Origin of the sequence: Pseudomonas sp. ANT_H12B, assembly GCF_008369325.1 — a bacterium.
GTDB lineage: Bacteria > Pseudomonadota > Gammaproteobacteria > Pseudomonadales > Pseudomonadaceae > Aquipseudomonas.
On record NZ_VOBI01000001.1, the window covers coordinates 525,482 to 543,254 of the forward strand.

The 17,773-nt window shown below is 59.7% G+C and carries 16 protein-coding genes; 2 read left to right on the forward strand and 14 right to left on the reverse strand.

The genetic code is table 11. The annotated features are described in order from the left end of the window. Window positions 1-7: 7 nt before the first annotated feature. Together FQ185_RS02555 and FQ185_RS02560 are read left to right on the forward strand one after the other, a co-directional pair. Window positions 8-238 carry a hypothetical protein gene (locus tag FQ185_RS02555; RefSeq protein ID WP_149416087.1) on the forward strand — a complete coding sequence of 77 codons (231 nt, stop codon included), beginning with the start codon at window positions 8-10 and terminating at the stop codon, window positions 236-238. Between the two features lie 129 nt (window positions 239-367). Further along, window positions 368-607, forward strand: a complete 240-nt coding sequence (locus FQ185_RS02560) for a DUF2789 domain-containing protein (RefSeq protein WP_149416088.1) — start codon at window positions 368-370, stop codon at window positions 605-607. Window positions 608-616: 9 nt separating this feature from the next. On the opposite strand, the gene FQ185_RS02565 is transcribed toward FQ185_RS02560, so the two are convergent. The 14 genes from FQ185_RS02565 to iolC all read right to left on the reverse strand — a co-directional run bounded on the left by FQ185_RS02565 (window position 617) and on the right by iolC (window position 17,729). Beyond that, on the reverse strand, window positions 617-820 hold the full coding sequence (locus FQ185_RS02565) for a hypothetical protein (RefSeq protein ID WP_149416089.1): 204 nt from the start codon (window positions 818-820) through the stop codon (window positions 617-619). Window positions 821-950: 130 nt separating this feature from the next. Next, window positions 951-2,561 carry a methyl-accepting chemotaxis protein gene (locus tag FQ185_RS02570; RefSeq protein WP_149416090.1) on the reverse strand — a complete coding sequence of 537 codons (1,611 nt, stop codon included), beginning with the start codon at window positions 2,559-2,561 and terminating at the stop codon, window positions 951-953. Window positions 2,562-2,776: 215 nt separating this feature from the next. Next, entirely contained in the window at window positions 2,777-3,181 is a 405-nt protein-coding gene (locus FQ185_RS02575; RefSeq protein ID WP_007907888.1) for a TraR/DksA family transcriptional regulator, read from the reverse strand. A 327-nt stretch (window positions 3,182-3,508) separates the two neighbouring features. Continuing rightward, a complete protein-coding gene (locus FQ185_RS02580) occupies window positions 3,509-4,531 on the reverse strand; it encodes an ABC transporter permease (protein WP_149416091.1) in 1,023 nt (340 codons plus the stop codon). 57 nt (window positions 4,532-4,588) lie between these two features. After that, on the reverse strand, window positions 4,589-6,154 hold the full coding sequence (locus tag FQ185_RS02585; protein ID WP_149416092.1) for a sugar ABC transporter ATP-binding protein: 1,566 nt from the start codon (window positions 6,152-6,154) through the stop codon (window positions 4,589-4,591). 70 nt (window positions 6,155-6,224) lie between these two features. After that, entirely contained in the window at window positions 6,225-7,151 is a 927-nt protein-coding gene (locus tag FQ185_RS02590) for a sugar ABC transporter substrate-binding protein (RefSeq protein ID WP_149416093.1), read from the reverse strand. Window positions 7,152-7,299: 148 nt separating this feature from the next. Beyond that, window positions 7,300-8,352: a Gfo/Idh/MocA family protein gene (locus tag FQ185_RS02595; protein ID WP_149416094.1), complete on the reverse strand. Its 1,053-nt coding sequence runs from the start codon at window positions 8,350-8,352 to the stop codon at window positions 7,300-7,302. Between the two features lie 60 nt (window positions 8,353-8,412). After that, the gene (locus FQ185_RS02600) at window positions 8,413-9,438 is read right to left on the reverse strand and encodes a Gfo/Idh/MocA family protein (RefSeq protein ID WP_149416095.1); all 1,026 of its coding nucleotides are present in this window, start codon (window positions 9,436-9,438) and stop codon (window positions 8,413-8,415) included. 41 nt (window positions 9,439-9,479) lie between these two features. Then, entirely contained in the window at window positions 9,480-11,411 is a 1,932-nt protein-coding gene (iolD, locus tag FQ185_RS02605; protein WP_149416096.1) for a 3D-(3,5/4)-trihydroxycyclohexane-1,2-dione acylhydrolase (decyclizing), read from the reverse strand. 132 nt (window positions 11,412-11,543) lie between these two features. Further along, window positions 11,544-12,365, reverse strand: coding sequence for a TIM barrel protein (locus tag FQ185_RS02610; RefSeq protein ID WP_149416097.1), 822 nt, complete (start codon window positions 12,363-12,365; stop codon window positions 11,544-11,546). A gap of 25 nt (window positions 12,366-12,390) precedes the next feature. Further along, window positions 12,391-13,893 (reverse strand): CoA-acylating methylmalonate-semialdehyde dehydrogenase, encoded by a 1,503-nt coding sequence (locus FQ185_RS02615; RefSeq protein WP_149416098.1) that lies wholly within the window; start codon window positions 13,891-13,893, stop codon window positions 12,391-12,393. Window positions 13,894-13,922: 29 nt separating this feature from the next. Next, window positions 13,923-14,732, reverse strand: a complete 810-nt coding sequence (iolB, locus tag FQ185_RS02620) for a 5-deoxy-glucuronate isomerase (protein WP_149416099.1) — start codon at window positions 14,730-14,732, stop codon at window positions 13,923-13,925. After that, window positions 14,729-15,622 (reverse strand): myo-inosose-2 dehydratase, encoded by an 894-nt coding sequence (gene iolE, locus FQ185_RS02625; protein WP_149416100.1) that lies wholly within the window; start codon window positions 15,620-15,622, stop codon window positions 14,729-14,731. Before iolE ends, iolB begins: the two co-directional genes overlap by 4 nt. A 169-nt stretch (window positions 15,623-15,791) precedes the next feature. Continuing rightward, entirely contained in the window at window positions 15,792-17,729 is a 1,938-nt protein-coding gene (iolC, locus tag FQ185_RS02630; RefSeq protein WP_149416101.1) for a 5-dehydro-2-deoxygluconokinase, read from the reverse strand. Between the last annotated feature and the right edge of the window lie 44 nt (window positions 17,730-17,773).

Genomic DNA, 17,773 nt, shown 5'->3' on the forward strand with positions numbered 1-17,773 from the left:
CTGCTACGTGACGGAATTTGATATCGGTGAATTTTTTATCCGGGGCGAAGCCAGAGAGGTCGAAGGCGAATTCCAGGCAGTCATTGTCATGCGCGCCAAACCACCGCTGACCACCGTGACGTATCACCAGGTCGAGAAGGATCGCTGGTTCAAGACCTCGGACGTTGCAGCCAACGCCGCACAGGAAGCCGCCAAGGCTCTGAAGGTTGCCGTCGATGAAGGCGCATTGAAAGCCTGAATCAGGTTTGCAGTCTATGCTCACTCCTGCTTTTGACATCGCTTTCGAACTCCTGAAGCGCGGCTCCCTCAGATGCATTGAAGCCGCACCTCAGATCTCGCACTCGACGCGACCAGCAAGGAGATGAATATGGATTCACCTACACACGACTTGAAAGGCTTGTTCGACCAGCTCGGCCTGGAATCCAGCGAGAAAGCCATCGACGATTTCATCGCCAGTCATTCACCTTTGGCAGACGACAAAAAACTCATCGATGCCGAGTTCTGGACGCCGCAGCAAGCGGGTTTCCTGAAAGAGCAGTTACGTGAAGACGCCGATTGGGCGCGGGTGGTCGACGACCTGAACCTGCGCATGCACCAAATCCACTAGCCTGTAGATTCAATGCAGGCTGTCGGGGGTTTCGGCGTTCAGTTGTGCCAGCCAGGCAGCCCTGCACTCCTCGGCCTCATCGCGACTGGAGAACGCCGTCCCCCGGCGCTCACCATTGAGCAGCACCACCCAACAAACGCTTTGCCCCACCGCACGCAGACACTGTGGCACCCCGCTGCCAATCATCACGGCGACATCGACTTTGCATTGCATGCTGACCTCTCGAATTTCATTAGCAACCTAACTATGCAGGCATGTTAATGAGTTCATTCGCGAGGAAACAGCAACGACGCTGCATAGCTTCGTTGCATAACAAGTAACAATTAACCACTCACCGATCCTCTCAACGAGGATTTTCCGGTTTGTAGCCCAACCGCAAACCACCCCAATGCCGTCCCTTGAGCATGATCGGCACCGAGAGGTCGTGCATCAGTTCGCCGGTGTCTCGGGTGTAGGTTTGCAGCAGCACCGGCTGTTGATGGCTGCCGCAGCGAATTCCGGTACGGTCGGCGAATTTGCGTTTGGTGCGGTTATGCAGCGTGTCGACCTGTGCATCGCCGGTCAGTGGCTGGCTGAACACCGTGTTATGGGTCGGCACATAACCTTGCTGGGTGCAGGCGATGGCGAACACCAGGCCTTCATGGCGCGGTAATAACGGTTCCTGGATCGCCGGCAGCACCTGATCGGTGTAGCGATCGAAGCGGGTCTGATATTTGGCCGGACTGGTGTTTGGAATCGTCTGGTAATTGCGATCGAACAGGTCATCGAGACTGACGCGTCCTTCGTCAATGTCCGCCTCAAAGCGCGCCGCAATCTGACTGGCGCCTTCACGGGCCAGGTCATAAATGCGCTGGTGATAGTCATCCAGTCCGACTTCGGCAAGGCGCTCGCTGATGGTTTCGGCCTGCCCTTCCATTTGCACCGCAGCCTGCGCCAGGCGCTGGGTCTGTTGATCGCTGATCGCCAGATCGCTGCGCATCTGCTCGATGGCATGAAACAGGCTGTCGAGTTGTTCGCGATTGGTGTCCGCGCCTTTGGCAATCTCCGCGACCTGGCTTTCAACGCCCGCCGCCAGACGTGCGATGTTTTCCAGATGCTGACCGGTGTGCTCGACTTGCTCGACGCCAGTGTCGAGGTCGCTGGACAGCTGGCGGATCTGCTCCACCACTTGCGCAGTGCGTTGCTGGATGTCGGCGACCATCTCACCGACTTCGCCGGTAGCCGTCGCCGTGCGCGCGGCCAGGCCGCGAACCTCATCGGCCACCACTGCAAAGCCGCGACCGTGCTCCCCGGCCCGCGCCGCTTCAATAGCCGCGTTCAATGCCAGCAGGTTGGTCTGGCTGGCGATCGACTGGATCACCAGCGTGACCCGCTGGATATCGTTGCTGCGCAGGCTCAGGGCTTCGATCATTTCGCGACTGCTACTGGCGCGCTGGCTGAGTTGATGCATGCGGTCAATGGACTCGATCAGCTCCGTGCGTCCTGCCGCGCTACTCTGGTGAGCCTCGCTGGCCGCACTGAGCGCTGCTCGACTGAGTGTCGAAGTGGCTTGTTCGGTCGCGATCATCACTTCGGCGTTGCTGACAATCTGCGCCGCGGCACCGAGTTGCGATTGCAGCTTGTCGGCCAGTTGCTTGACCGAAAAGGCCACGCCGGCAGCCGACAGTGCGTTGTGACTGGTGGTGTAGGAAAGATCGCGAGTCAACTCGGCGATGGCGCTGGCGCTGGCGCTATCGATGGGGGTTGCCTCAGGGATGGCACGCGAGCGCAGGCGAGGCAGCCAGATAATGACCACGGCCAATGGCAAGCCAAGGTAAAGCGACCAGCCTCCCAACGTCATGCCGCACAACAAAAGCATCAGGGCGATGCTTTGCAGGGTCGGCATCAGCCAAAGGTTTTTCGGCAAAAGCACTGGAGCAGGCACTGGCCCAACCAGAGATCCATCCCTCGTCATCTTCGTCACCCCATGCAGCTTCTAATTGTTGTGACGGCATTAAACGCCACTAGAGGGCCATTATCTATGGTCCGTTAGTAGTGGGCGTTGCAGCAGATCGATAGAAGTGCAGAGGAATCGCAGACGGCAAAAAGCATCGCGGGCAAGCTCGCTCCCACAAGGTTCGCATTGACCTGTGTGAGCGAGGCTTGCCCGCGATGCGGGGTGCTACGAAATCAGGCCTGACGCTGGTGCTTGTCGATCTGCTCGTGACGCTCTTGAGCTTCGATGCAGTACTTGGTGGTCGGGCTGATCAGCAGGCGTTTCAGGCCAATGGCCTCGCCGCTGTCGTCGCACCAGCCAAAGCTGTCTTCCTTGATACGCTCCAGAGCCTGTTCCAACTGAGGCAGCATGCGCTGGTCGCGATCGATCGCGTTCACCAGCCAGGTGCGCTCTTCTTCAACAGAAGCAGCGTCGGCCGGATCGGCTGGAGTGTCCAGGCTCTCGATGGCGATGCGATTCTGTTCGATGCGCTCATGGGTTTCGACTTTCATGTTCTGCAACAGCTCGGAGAAAAAAGCATGTTGCTCGGCATTCATGTAGTCATCCGCCGGCATGGCCAGCAACTTGTCCTTTGTCATTGATATCTCTATAAAAAAACGTGCATTAAGGCGAATTAGGGAGCGTTCCGGCGGACCGTGGGTCGGCGATCGGAAAGGCGCCGTTTATTCCAAGCGCCACCCGGCACTCAATTTACGAGGGGCGGCAGTCTAAGGCCGACTTGAGGCCTCAGCAACTGAAAAGACAGCGAATTTGTCCGACAAAGCCCCGAAAGTGCTCTATGGAAGGCTATGAGGTGGTTATCGGAGTGCGTTTATAGCAAGAAATTCAATCGAGCGGCTGTATATAGAAGACAAACGGCTGCGCCACGCGGGTCAGACGTGGCGCATTTTTTGTTTCCTTCGAATTCAGCGCTTGAGTTTACGCTTGTTGCGGTACTGATCGATCACCACCGCTACCACAATGATCAGCCCCTTGATGATGTCCTGAATATAAGCATCCACACCGACAAAGGTAAAGCCGCTGGCCATGACCCCGAGGATCAGTGCGCCAATGACCGTTCCGGTGATGCGCCCGACGCCACCGGCCAGGCTAGTGCCGCCGATCACTGCCGCGGCAATCGCATCCAGCTCATAAGACATCCCCATCCCGGCCTGCCCGGTCGCGGCACGCGCCGAAGCCACCACACCCGCCAGGCCTGCCAACAACCCGGCGATGCTGTAGACGATCACCAGATGCCGCTTGACGTTGATCCCCGAGGTGCGCGCCGCCTGCATGTTGCCGCCGATGGCGTAGGTGTATTTGCCGTACTTGGTGTAACGCAGGGCGATGTGGAAGATCACCGCCACCACCAGGAAAATAACCACTGGCATCGCGCCATGGCCGATGGCCGTGTAGGAATCAGAGAGCATGCTCACCGGCTGACCTTCGGTGTAGAACCGCGCCAGGCCACGCGCCGAAACCATCATGCCAAGGGTGGCAATGAACGGCGGAATACCGGTAATGGCAATGATGCTGCCGTTGATCGCCCCTGCCAGCAGTCCGACCCCGAGCCCGGCGATCACCGGAATCCACACCGGCAAGTCAGTCAGTGACGGAAACACTGCCCGGGCGAAGTCCGAAGTCTGGGCCAGGCTGGCAGCAATCATCGCCGACAATGCCAGCACCGAGCCGGACGACAGGTCGATACCGGTGGTGATGATCACCTGGGTCACGCCGATCGCCAGCAGCCCAATGATCGACACTTGCAGGATCATCAGCACCAGACGCTGGGAGTTCATCAGAAAGCTCTGGTCGCGCACGATCCAGCCGAATACTTCGAAGACCAGGCCGATGCCAATCAGCACCAGGAAGATACTCAGCTCGGTCGGAAAGCGCCGACGGCTCTTGATCGGTGCCGTTGCCGGCTTGTTTTCCAGTATCGCGTTCATAACCCTTCACCCTTCTATCGCGTCGCCGACGGCGGCCGCAGCCACCGGCGGTATCAATTAGTGAACCGCGGACATGCCCGAGGCCAATTGCATCACCCGTTCCTGGGTCGCTTCGCTGCGGTCGAGGGTGCCCATCAGGTCGCCCTCGTGCATGACCATCACCCGGTCGCTCATGCCGAGCACTTCCGGCAGTTCCGAGGAAATCATGATCACCGCCATGCCTTCGCTGGCGAGGTAGGAAATGAGCCGATAGATCTCGACCTTGGCACCGACGTCGATACCGCGAGTCGGCTCGTCGAGAATCAGGATCCGTGGATTGGTCATCAGCCAGCGTGCCAGCAAGGCTTTCTGTTGATTGCCGCCGGACAGGGTGTCAATGCACTGCTCCAGCGACGGAGTTTTCACTCGCAGCTTCTTGCACATGTCTTCGCACAAGGCGCGCAGGGCTTTTTGCTGGATAAACCCGTGGCCGGCGTAATGCGGCAACACCGCCATTTCCATGTTCTCCAGCACCGACAGGCACGGGAACAGGCCGCTGAGCTTGCGATCTTCGGTCAATAACGCGAAGCCCTTCTCGATCGCCATGTGCGGATCACTGATGCGCACCACTTCGCCGTCGAGACGAATCTCGCCACCGTCGCTCGGCGTGATGCCGAAAATCGCTTCGGCAACGTTGGTCCGCCCCGAGCCCATCAACCCGGCAATGCCGAGAATCTCGCCGGCGTGCAGGTCGAAGGAAACATCCTTGAAAATGCCGTCCAGTTTCAGGTCGCGCACCGACAGCAGCAGATCGCCGATCGGTTTTTCACGCACCGGGAACAACTGGCTCAGCTCGCGGCCAACCATCATCGAAATCAGACTGTCGCCGTCCATGCTGTCGGCCCGTTGCAGGCCGATGTAGGCGCCGTCGCGGAACACCGCCACTTCATCGGCGATGCTGAACACTTCGTTCATTTTGTGGGTGATGTAGATGATGCCTTTGCCCTGACTCTTGAGGTCGGCAATGATCGAGAACAGGTGCGCGACTTCCTTGTCGGTGATGGCTGACGTCGGTTCGTCCATGATCAGGACGTCGGAGTCGTAGGACACCGCTTTGGCAATCTCGACCATCTGCCGTTCGGCGATGCTCAGGTTGCCGACCTGCTCTTCGGGATCGAGGTTAATCCGCAGGCGTTCCAGCAGTTTCGCCGTGCAGCGGTGCATTTCACGGTGGTCGATCATGTGCAGGCCGTTGAGTTGCTCGCGGCCGATCCAGATGTTCTCGGCGATGCTCATGTGCGGCATCAGGTTGAGTTCCTGGTGGATCATCGCGATCCCGGCCTGAAGCGCTGCCAGCGGCGTTTCGAAAACCACCGGTTTGCCTCTCAGGCGCAGCTCACCGGCATCCGGCTGATAGATGCCGGCAATGATTTTCATCAGGGTGGATTTGCCTGCGCCGTTTTCGCCCATCAGGGCCAGTACGGAACCGGGGCGTACCCGAAGCTGCACATCGGACAAGGCCACCACACCGGGAAAACCCTTGCTGACGTTGATGATCTCCAGCAGGTACGGCTCATCGACGGGTGTTGCAGCTGGCTGGATACTCACCAACGGGGTGCTCGAAGCAGTCGCTGAAGCGAACATGATCAGGTACTCCATCAGCAAGGTCGCGGTCGCAACCTTGCGTATTTATTGTTGTTATTGAGCGGACAGGCTATTTGAACGTGTCGACGTTTTGCGGGGTGATCAAGCGGTATGGCACCCACACGGCCTGTTCGACCGGCTCGTTTTTGGCCATTTTCACGGCGGTGTCGATCGAACCGTCTGCCTGACCCTTGGCGTCCTGGAACACCGAGACGGCCAGGGAGCCTTTCTTGATCGCGTTCAAGCCGTCCGGCGTACCGTCGACACCGGCGATCAGCACACTGCCCTTGTCGACGCCGGCCTGTTGCAAGGCCATGGCCGCGCCAATCGCCATCTCGTCGTTGTTGGACACGACCGCATCGAACTTGCGGCCCTGGGTCAGCCAGTCGTTGACCAGGGTCATGCCTTTATCCCGTGACCAGATCCCGGTTTGCTCTTGCTCGATCTTGATGTTCGGGTATTTGGCCAGCACGTCTTTGACGCCCTTGGTGCGGTTGGTGGTGGAGTTGTTCGCGAGGTCGCCCAGCAGAATCACGATGTCACCCTTGCCGCCCATCTTGTCGGCGAGGTACTGCATCTGCATTTCACCGGCCTCCAGGTCGTTGGAGGCAACAGTCACCACACCTTTGGGCAGTTTCAGGTCATCGGGGCGCCGATTGACGTACACCAGCGGGATGCCGGCCTTGACGGCGGCTTCGGTGATTTTTTTGGTGGCGGCGGTATCCACCGGGTTAACCACGATGGCATCAACCTTTTGGCTGATGAAGCTTTCTACCTGACTCAGTTGCTTGACCACGTCGCTGCGGGCGTCTTCGAACTGCAGCTGGACGCCATCGGGGTAGGACTTGGCTTTCTTGTCCATGGATTCGCGCAGGTAAGTGAGCCAGGTGTCATCGAACTGCGACATGCTGACGCCAATCTTCATATCGGCGAGCACCGCGCCGCTGGCGAACATCAGGGACAAGGCAAGTAAGGCGAAGCGGATTTTGGTCTTCATGAAAAGTCTTTCTCCACATTCTTGTTGGTTTTATGGATGAGGCGTGACGATTTCAGTAAGCGGCAAAAGAATGAAAACGAGTCGCGAGGCAGGTCGCTGGAAATGACTCTATTGGAATATAATTTCTATATCAACTCATTTTAGAATTTTATTCTAATTTTATTCCATGACTGTCGAACGGGCTCAACGCCACCACTTGCCGGCGCTCGAAACTCAGTCGCGCAGCGTCTAGCACGCGGGTGGTCGCCAGTGCATCACGGGCTTTCACAGGCAGTGGGCCACCGCTCTGTAACGCGGCTTGTAGCTGTAAATAGAACTGATTCCAGCAACCGCGCTCGGAAGGAACCCGTTCACGCACTTCGCCCTGTTCAAACCAGCCCCAGCGGCGATGCTCTTCGACGCCCCAGCGTTGACCTTCGGATTTGGGCGTGAGCCCGTCGAGCGCCAACGCCTCCTGCCCGTCCAGGCCATCGACGCTGTAACAGCCCTGTGTGCCCGTTACCCGGAAGCGCGGGCCGGGAGTGTTTTGCAGGCAACTGCCGCCCAAGTGCGAAGTCACGCCACTGGCGTGGGTCAGGGACATAAAGAAGCCGTTATCGAAGACCTGGCCTTTTTCCAGATAATCCAGTTCGGCGTAGACCTGTGTGACCGGGCCGAACAAAAGCATCGCCTGATCCACCAGATGGCTACCGAGATCGCGCAGGAAACCACCGCCACTGCCGTTGTTCACCGAGGCTGGCGAGTAACGCTCGATCCGCGATTCGAAACGGGTGACCTGGCCCAGCGCGCCGGACTCGATGAGTTTGCGCACGGTGAGGAAGTCCGAGTCCCAGCGACGGTTTTGATAGACGCTGAGCGGCACGCCTTGGCGCTCGGCCATGGTGATCAGGGTTTGGGCCTGCTGCGCGTCAGCGGCGAACGGTTTGTCGCTGACCACTGCCACACCGTGTTCGATGCCATCGAGCACCAGTGCCGGACGGCCTTTTAGCGGTGTGGAGACCACCAGCACATCGATCCCGGCCTCCATCAGTTGGCCAATGCTGTCGAAGGCCGGCACCCCTGGATGCTCGGTCGCCAGTAACTGTCGGCGCTCCGGTGAACGGGTGACCACACCCACGAACGTCGCCGCCGGCAAACTACTGATCAGCGGAGCATGGAAAAACCGGCCGCCATGGCCGTAACCGACAAGTCCGATGCGCATGAGAAATTCTCCTTATTGATCGTTCCCACGCTCTGCGTGGGAACGATCATTACGGGGGGGTTAGCCGTAGAAGTGTGGGCGCTCTGGCAAGCCGACTTTTACGATCGCACCGCTGTTCTGTGCTTCGATGCACGCGTCTGCTGCGACGGCAGCGGCGAAGCCATCCCACGCCGAAGGGCCACCTACCTGCCCGGCCCGCACGCCATCAATGAACGCTTGCAACTCAACGTCGTACGCGGCGATGAAGCGATCCTTCCAGTCCATCAGAATCGCGTTGGACAACTTCGCCCCGCTGCGCAACTGAACCTGCGACGGCTCCGGCAGTTTGGCGATGCCGGTCTCCCCCACCACTTCGCACTGGATGTCGTAGCCGTATTGGCAGTTAACGAACACTTCCACGTCGATGCGCGTGCCTTTGGCGGTTTCCAGCAGCACGATCTGCGGGTCTTTCAAATGCGCGAGCGCCTTGCTGCTCTTGCGCGGGAACACCACTTGCACCGACACGTAATCGTCGTCGAGCAACCAGCGCAACACATCCAGCTCATGGATCAGCGTGTCGGTGATCGCCATGTCGGTCTTGTAGTTTTCCCCCACGGTCGGGTTGCGGTGCGCGCAGTGCAGCATCAGCGGTTCGCCGATTTGACCGCTGTCGATCACTGCTTTCAGTGCGCGATAACCTTCATCGTAAGGACGCATGAAACCGACCTGCACCAGGCGCTTGCCGTGGGCCACTTCGGCCTCGACGATTTTGCGGCAGCCTTCAGCGGTGACCGCCAGCGGCTTCTCGCAGAACACTGGTTTGCCGGCAGCAATCGCCGCCAGCACGAACGCTTCGTGGCTCGGGCCCCAGGAGGTCACGAGGATCGCGTCGACTTCCGGCGCCTTGATCAGCGCGTGGCCATCGGGATAAACCTCGGCGGTCAGCTTCAAGTCGGAAACGATGTTCGCGGCTTGTTGCAAGTTGATGTCGGTGACCGCAACGACCTGGCTATTGAGCAAGGTCTGGCTGCAACGACGAATGTGATCCTGGCCGATGGCTCCGGTGCCGATGACGCCGATTTGCAACGAATTAGAAAGCAATGACATGTAAGGACTCCTGGATTTGTTGTTGTTCACTTCAGGGGCAATCAGTACTGACGAGCCTTGGCCAGTCGCTCATTCAGGGTCTTGGCCACCGCATCGGTGCGGGCGCTGGTGGAAACTTGCGCCACGCCGACCCGCCACCACGACAGGTATTTGTGGATCATGGTTTTGGGCAGGACCTTGATGTCGATCAGCGTCGAGACGGTTTGCAAGCGCGCATCGGCCAACGCTGCTTGCAGTTCTTCGACCGTGTTCACTTTGTAGGTCTTGCAGCCATAGGCCGCCGCGCTCATGGCGAAATCCACCGGCACAAAACCGCCATCGAGCTTGCCGGTTTCAGGATTGCGGTAACGAAACTCGGTGCCGAAGCTGTCCATGCCGTGTTCCATCTGCAGGTTGTTGATGCAACCGAACGTCATGTTGTCGAGTAGCACCACGTTGATCTTGCATCGCTCCTGAATCGAGGTCGCCAGCTCCGAGTGCAGCATCATGTAAGAGCCGTCGCCGACCAGCGCGTAGACCTCGCGATCCGGCTCGGCGAGTTTCACGCCCAGTGCGGCGTTGACCTCGTAACCCATGCAGGAATAACCGTACTCGACGTGATAGGTGTTCACCCCCTTGCTGCGCCAGCTACGCTGCAAGTCACCGGGCAGGCTGCCGGCGGCGGCGACGATCACGGCGTCATCGGCGAGGGTTTCATTGAGCACGCCGAGCACGCGGCTCTGGGTCAGGCAGGAACCGGTCAGCTCGATGAATTCGCGCAGCACCGCCGGGTCCATGTGGTCGTTGATTTCCGGGATGAAGTCTTTGCGCTGGTATTCGACCTGATAGATACGGTCGACTTCCTCGTCCATTTGCGCCTTGGCCTGACGCGGTTGATCGCCCCATGCAGAACGGTAATCGCCCAAGGCTTCAGCCAAGGCTTGCAGCCCGACTTTGGCATCCGCCAACAGTTGCACGCCGTCGAGCTTCAAGGCATCGCAGGGACTGATGTTGAGGTTGAGAAATTGCACGTCCTGATGCTGGAACAGGGATTTCGACGCGGTGGTGAAATCGCTGTAGCGGGTGCCGACACCGATGATCAGGTCCGCGTCTTTAGCCAACAGGTTCGCGGCCAGGCAACCGGTTTCGCCAATCCCGCCAACGTTCAGCGGGTGACTGGACACCACCGCGCTCTTGCCGGCCTGGGTTTCGGCGAAGGGAATATCGAAGCGCTCGGCAAACGCCTGCAAGACGGCATTGGCGCCGGAGTATCTGACCCCGCCACCGCAAATGATTAGCGGCTTGCGCTTGCCTTTGAACAGCGCCAGCGCATCACCCAGCATCGCTTCAGTCGCCGGACGACGCTCGATGCGGTGCACGCGTTTTTGCAGGAAGTAATCGGGGTAGTCATAGGCCTCGGCTTGCACATCTTGCGGCAAGGCCAGGGTCACCGCGCCGGTTTCCGCAGGGTCGGTGAGCACGCGCATCGCGTGGATAGCGGCGCTCATCAACTGCTCGGGACGGTTGATACGGTCCCAGTATTTGCTCACGGCCTTGAACGCGTCGTTGGTGCTGATGCTCAGGTCGTGGAACTGCTCGATCTGTTGCAGCACCGGGTCCGGCTGGCGGCAGGCGTAGACATCGCCGGGCAGCAGCAGCAAGGGAATGCGGTTGGCGGTGGCCGTTGCGGCAGCGGTCAGCATGTTGGCTGCGCCCGGGCCTACCGATGAGGAGCAGGCGTAGATCTTGCGCCGCAGGTGTTGCTTGGCGAAGCCGATGGCGGCGTGGGCCATGCCTTGCTCGTTGCGGCCCTGATGGACGATCAGGTCGCCGCTGTCTTGCTCCAGGGCCTGGCCCAGACCCAGTACGTTACCGTGGCCGAAAATGGTAAAGATCCCGGCAACAAATTTGCTTTGAACCCCATCGACCTCGATGTACTGGTTATCGAGGAATTTCACCAGGGCCTGGGCCATGGTCAGTCTTGTTGTGGTCATAACCGATCCTTCAATAAACGAGGAAACCCTTGTGGGAGCGAGCCTGCCCGCGAAAGCGGTGTGTCAGGCAATACTCATGTTGAATGTGCCGGCCTCTTCGCGAGCAGGCTCGCTCCCACAGGGGGATCTCCATTAGCCTTGAGATTTTTGCAGGTGATGCATGCTCGCGCCGATCGCCTGCTGGATATCCGTCAGGCCATGCACGCTGTCGGCAAACGGTTCGAACGACAGGTAGCCGCTGTAACCGCTGCTGAGCAAGGTGTCGATTTGCGCCGCGCTGCCGAGGATGTCGCCCTCGCCCACCAGCACCCGATGCCCGTCACGAATGCTCGCCAGCGGCGCCTCGGCATCCTCGACACCGGAGATGTGCACCAGCCCGGTCAGCTCGGGGAAAAACTCATGTTCGCTGGCCAGGTGATGGTGAAAGGTGTCGTGCACCAGACGGAACACATCCAGCCCGCCGATGACCTTGATCGCGTCCACTGCCGTGCGCTTGCGCCGCAGCGAGCACTGTTCGAAACCCAACGGCTCGATGAAACCGAGAATCCCGTGATCGCGCAGGATTGGCGCCAGTTCACTCAATGCCGTGCGCAAACCTGAAGCGCGTGCGGCCTCATTACGCGGGTCGGCACGGTCGTTGAGCGGGCACATGACCAACCCTTGAGCGCCGCAATCACGGGCATAAGCGGCCAGATTCAAGGCCTGTGCGCGACGCTCGTCATTCCACACATCAAACGGATACAGCGCGTTGATCGACAGCACGGTGATGCCTTTGGCGGCACACAATTCACGGACGCGCTCGGGGGCGGTGCCGTCTTCGATCTCGACGCCTTTAAGGTCGTTGCGAATTTCGATGGCGCCGGCCTTGAGGGTCACCGCCAGCTCGATGAACGCCGGCAGGGACAAACGTGGGGCGACCATACGGTTCAGGGCGAAGCGCAGGGGTTTGCTCATTATTGTTGTTCTCCGCAGACGTGCGTTATTTGGCGGTTGGCATGCTGAATTCAGGGCCCTTGGCAATGCTGTCGGGCCAGCGCTGCATGACGCTTTTGTAGCGACTGTAAAAACGAATGCCTTCTTCGCCGTAAGCGTGGTGATCGCCGAACAGCGAGCGTTTCCAGCCACCGAAGGAGTGCCAGGCCATCGGCACCGGAATCGGCACGTTGATGCCGACCATGCCGACCTTGATCGTGCGGGCGAAGGCTCGGGCGATACCGCCGTCGCGGGTGAAACAGGACACGCCGTTGCCGAACTCGTGGGCGTTGATCAACGCGACGGCGCTGGCAAAATCCGGTACCCGCACGATGCCCAGCACCGGACCGAAAATTTCCTGTTGGTAGATGCTCATCTCGGTCGTGACGTTATCGAACAGTGTCGCGCCGACGAAGAAACCGTTTTCGGCGCCCGGCACCTTGAAGTTGCGGCCATCGACAATCAGCTGCGCGCCCTGGGCCACGCCTTCGTCGATGAAACCTTCGACTTTGGCCTTGTGCTCGGCCGTCACCAACGGGCCCATGTCGATGTCGCCCAGCAGGCCGTTGCCGACTTTCAGTTGATCGATACGCGGCAGCAGTTTGGCAATCAGTTGATCACCGACATCGCCCACCGCCACGGCAATCGAAATAGCCATGCAGCGCTCGCCGGCCGAACCGAAAGCGGCGCCGATCAAGGCATCCGCCGCTTGATCCAGATCCGCATCGGGCATGACGATCATGTGATTTTTCGCCCCGCCCAGTGCCTGCACACGCTTGCCGCGGGAGGTGGCTTGCTGGTGGATGTACTCGGCAATCGGCGTCGAGCCGACAAAGGAGATCGCTTCGATATCCGGGTGTTGCAGCAACGCGTCGACGGCGGTCTTGTCACCCTGAACCACGTTGAACACACCGTCTGGCAAACCGGCTTCGCTCAACAGACGGGCCATCAGCACACTGGCGGACGGGTCGCGCTCGGACGGTTTGAGGATGAAGCAGTTACCGGTGATCAGCGCCAGCGGGATCATCCACAGCGGCACCATCACCGGGAAGTTGAACGGCGTCACGCCAGCACACACGCCCAGTGGCTGACGAAGGTTCCAGTTATCGATGCCGCCACCGATGTTATCGCTGAATTCGGTTTTCAGCAGGTTCGGCGCACCGCAGGCGTATTCGACGATCTCGATGCCGCGGGTGACTTCACCCTTGGCGTCCGAGAACACTTTGCCGTGTTCGCGGCTGATGATTTCTGCCAACTCATCGTGATGTTGGTCGAGCAATTCCTTGAATTTGAACATCACCCGCGAACGACGCAAGGACGATTGCTCGGACCAGGCCGGGAACGCTTGCAGCGCCGAGGCGACGGCTTCGTCTACGGTCTTCTGGCTGGCCAGCCCGACGCGCGCCTGGACGCTGCCGGTGGCCGGATTGAAGACATTGCTGAAGCGTTCGCTGCCGCTGTCTTGCACTTGACCGTGGATGTAATGGCCGATTACCGGGGCGTCGCTCATCGTTATTGTTCTCCGTGCAGAAGTAGGATTCAGAGGTCCAGCAGCCAGCTGTGCTGCGGATCGTTATGGAACTGCCAGACACGTTTGGGGCCCGCCATCACGTTCAGGTAATACGACTCGTAGCCGTACGGCACGCTGACCGGGTGGTAGCCCTTGGGCACGACCACGAGGTCGCTGTTTTCCACGGCCATGGCCTGATCGATGCTGCGATCGTCGGTGTAGACCCGCTGAAACACGAAGCCCTGTGGCGGGTTGATCTGGTGGTAATAGGTTTCTTCGAGAAAACTCTGGTACGGCAAATCGTCGGTGTCGTGCTTGTGCGGCGGGTAGCTCGACGAGTGACCCGACGGCGTACGCACTTCCACCACCAACAGCGAATGGGCCGGTTCGGTGTCCGGCAGGATGTCGCAGACGTAACGGGTGTTGGCGCCTTTGCCGCGTACGCTGCGCTTCATGGTGTCGGGTTTGATCAGCCGCGGGCCGAGGCCGTTGCTCGTTGAACCGGGTGCGGCGCAAACGGCGATTTGCACATCGCTGAGCGCGACCACTTGCGCCTGACTGCCGGGTGGCAAGTACGCCGCGAAGGGCGATTTGTCTTCGAACACCGATTGACGGTCACCGATGTTGTCCCAGTCGAAAGCGCCCTGCCCCGGCGCTTCACCCTTGATGCCAACCCGACCGCTGAGCAGCACCAGGCACAGTTCTTTATCACCGGCCGACACCGGCAGGGTTTCGCCCAGGCTCAAGCGATAAGCGGCGAAGCCAACGTATTCCAGCTCACGTTTACCCAGCTCGACCATGGTCCGGCCACGGGCATTGCTTTTGACCAGCAGGCTCATAATGCAGTCCTCTCATCAAGCAGCGAACGCAAGGTGTCGTAGCCTTTTTTGGCGTAGACGTAACTTGGCGCCACCGCTGGATCCTGTTCCGCTTCGACCACTAGCCAGCCGTGGTAACCGGCCGCCAGCAGCACGTCGAGCAAGGCGCCGAAGTCGATGTCGCCATCGCCGGGCACGGTGAAGGTGCCGTTGATGATGCAGTCCGGGAAGCTCCACAGGTTGTTGCGCGCCAGTTGCACCACTGGTTTGCGCACGTCCTTGAAATGCACATGGCAGACGCGTTCGATGTGTTTGCGCAGAACCTGCAACGGTTCGCCGCCGCCCATGTAGCAATGGCCCGAATCGAACAGCAGGCCGACTTCGCTGCCGGTCAGCGCCATCAATTTGTCGATGTCTGCCGGGGATTCGACGTAGGCACCCATGTGATGGTGGTAGGCCAGACGCACGCCTTGGGACAGGGTGAAGCGCGCCAGTTCGGTGAGCTTGTCGGCGTATTCCTGCCAGGCGTGTTCGGTGTGGAAACGCGGGCGCTCGACCAGCGGGATGCGCTGGCCTTGAATGGAATCAGCGACCTCGCCATAGACCAGCACCTTGGCGCCGTTCTTCGCCAACAACTCGACATGGCGGCTGATGGCGTCGATTTCTTCGGCCACCGAGCGGCGGGCCAGACGGCTGGAATACCAGCCGGAGACCAACGCCAGATCGTAAGGCCGCAGCACGTCACCGACGCCTTTGGCATCCTTGGGGAATTTACCGTTGAGTTCGAAACCTTCGTAGCCGATTTCCTTGCCTTCGCCGAGGGCGGTGCTCAGCGGCGTCTCGCCACCGAGGGACGGCAGGTCGTCGTTGCTCCAGGAGATCGGGTTGATGCCAATTCGAATAGCGGGCATGGCTGCACCTTTTATTGTTTTTTACATAAATCATTAAGAGCGACACAAAACCCTGTGGGAGCGAGCCTGCTCGCGATGAGGGCAGCACATTCAACATAGATGTAACTGTCAGTCCGCTATCGCGAGCAGGCTCGCTCCCACAGGTTCTGTGTTCACACATTGAAAATGTTCAGCTTCGGGCCGTGCGCCAGGCATCGATCAGTTCGACGAACGTGACCTGCACCTGGCGGATCAGCGTTTCGTCGTCGATTTCGCCGGCCATCCACGCGCGGCTCGGCTCCTGGAAAATCGTCCGGCCCACGGCGAAACCACGGCACGTCTGGCTCTGGCTGGCCTGTTGAAACCCTTCGGCCAGTGCCGCTGCCGGTGCATTCAGCCCCAGCAACACCACGCCTCGGCAGTACGGATCACGTTCCTGAATCAGTTCGTCGAGTTGTTTCCACTCCTCGGCGCTCTGCGCTTCGATCTTCCACCATGCCGGGTAAATGCCCAGGTTGTAGAGGCGTTTCAGCGCGCGATACAACACGTGCGGATGCGTCGACGGATGATCTTTAGGCGGGATGATTTCCAGCAGCAATTCATGACCGCTGACCTGGGAGGCCTGGTACAAACCCTTGATCTGCGCTTCCTGTTCCAGTCGCAGCAGCGGTTCGTCGTCGGGGTGAAATTGCACCAGGCACTTGATGATTTGTTCCTGCGGCCAGGCAATCAGGTTGCTGCCGATGGAGCGCCCATGTTCGAAGGCCAATGGCCGCGAACCCTGCACTTCCACCGGTCGCGCCACCCACCAGCCGCGACCGGTGGCGACGTTCAGCGAGTCCTGGCCGAAGCGTTGATCGGCCAGCAGCCCGACATCGGCCTCGATGCCCTGCTCGCGCAAATCGGCTTCGACCCGCTCCACAGCCTTGATAAACAGTTGCTTGAGTTCGCCGATGGCGTTCAGGTCGCGACCGCCCTTGTGCGCCAGTTCCACCAGTTGCCCGCGATGGTCGAAGGCAAAAATGAACAGTTGCTTCCACTGTTTGCGCGGCACGCTGACCTGATGCAGACGCTGCAACACTGCGTCCTGATCCGGCCGGGTAATCGGCACCGGGCTGTTGAATAGATAGTCGAGTTCGGCGCGGGTCGGCATCGCCGGGGCGCAGGCATGGCGCGACACCACCAGCCCGCCACAGGCATTGGCCAACTGGCAGCAGCGCTCGTCGCTAGCCTCCTCCAGCCAACCGGCGAGGAAGCCCGACATGAAGGCATCGCCGGCCCCCAGCACATTCAACACTTCCACCCGAACGCCGGGATAAATGGCGCCGTCCTCGAGACGCTCAGGAATGACGCCGTGAATCACCGTGCAACCTTGCGGGCCGAGTTTGACCACCAGGGTCGCCGCGCTCAGGCGCCGCACATTGCGCAACGCGGTGAGCAAATCCTCGGAGCCGCCGGCAATCAAAAACTCTTCTTCAGTACCAACGATCAGGTCGAAACGCGGGAGGATTTTCTGCACATGCTGGCTGACGTTCTGGTCGGCAACGAAACGGGTTTCACCGTCGGCCTTGCCGGCCAGACCCCAGAGCACCGGGCGATAGTCAATGTCCAGCACCCGTTTGACGTTGTGCTTCTCGGCGTAATCCAGCGCCTGGATGCTCGCCTTGTAGACGCCGTCGGTGGAGAAATGGGTGCCGGTGATCAGCAAGGCTTTGCTGGAGGCAATGAAAGACTCGCTGATGTCTTCGGCCCGCAGTGCCATGTCGGCGCAGTTTTCGCGGTAGAAGACCAAAGGAAAGGTTTCGCGGTCCTTGAGGCCCAGCAGGACCATGGCGGTCAGACGTTCCGGATCGACCTTGATGCCGCTGACATCGCAACCTTCGCGGGTCAGGGATTCCACCAGGAAGCGACCCATGTGGTCATCCCCTACCCGGCTCAGCATCGCCGATTTCAGGCCCAGCCGAGCCGTGCCGAAAGCGATGTTGGCGGATGATCCACCGAGGTATTTGGCGAAGCTTGAAACATCTTCCAACCGCGCTCCGACTTGCTGCGCATAGAGGTCGACGCCAAGGCGCCCGAGGCAAATCAGATCCAATTGACGCCCACTGGCAAAACGAGTCTGGCCCATGTTGGCTCCTGTTATTTTTATCAGCCTGCGTTCGGGGCGATGGC

Coding starts and splice junctions, on each gene's coding strand:
- iolC (WP_149416101.1), bottom strand. CDS start 17,729: ATGGGCCAGACTCGTTTTGCCAGTGGGCGTCAATTGGATCTGATTTGC.
- FQ185_RS02565 (WP_149416089.1), bottom strand. CDS start 820: ATGCAATGCAAAGTCGATGTCGCCGTGATGATTGGCAGCGGGGTGCCA.
- FQ185_RS02590 (WP_149416093.1), bottom strand. CDS start 7,151: ATGAAGACCAAAATCCGCTTCGCCTTACTTGCCTTGTCCCTGATGTTC.
- FQ185_RS02575 (WP_007907888.1), bottom strand. CDS start 3,181: ATGACAAAGGACAAGTTGCTGGCCATGCCGGCGGATGACTACATGAAT.
- FQ185_RS02560 (WP_149416088.1), top strand. CDS start 368: ATGGATTCACCTACACACGACTTGAAAGGCTTGTTCGACCAGCTCGGC.
- iolB (WP_149416099.1), bottom strand. CDS start 14,732: ATGAGCCTGCTGGTCAAAAGCAATGCCCGTGGCCGGACCATGGTCGAG.
- iolD (WP_149416096.1), bottom strand. CDS start 11,411: ATGACCACAACAAGACTGACCATGGCCCAGGCCCTGGTGAAATTCCTC.
- FQ185_RS02610 (WP_149416097.1), bottom strand. CDS start 12,365: ATGAGCAAACCCCTGCGCTTCGCCCTGAACCGTATGGTCGCCCCACGT.
- FQ185_RS02600 (WP_149416095.1), bottom strand. CDS start 9,438: ATGTCATTGCTTTCTAATTCGTTGCAAATCGGCGTCATCGGCACCGGA.
- FQ185_RS02615 (WP_149416098.1), bottom strand. CDS start 13,893: ATGAGCGACGCCCCGGTAATCGGCCATTACATCCACGGTCAAGTGCAA.
- FQ185_RS02570 (WP_149416090.1), bottom strand. CDS start 2,561: ATGACGAGGGATGGATCTCTGGTTGGGCCAGTGCCTGCTCCAGTGCTT.
- FQ185_RS02580 (WP_149416091.1), bottom strand. CDS start 4,531: ATGAACGCGATACTGGAAAACAAGCCGGCAACGGCACCGATCAAGAGC.
- iolE (WP_149416100.1), bottom strand. CDS start 15,622: ATGCCCGCTATTCGAATTGGCATCAACCCGATCTCCTGGAGCAACGAC.
- FQ185_RS02595 (WP_149416094.1), bottom strand. CDS start 8,352: ATGCGCATCGGACTTGTCGGTTACGGCCATGGCGGCCGGTTTTTCCAT.
- FQ185_RS02585 (WP_149416092.1), bottom strand. CDS start 6,154: ATGTTCGCTTCAGCGACTGCTTCGAGCACCCCGTTGGTGAGTATCCAG.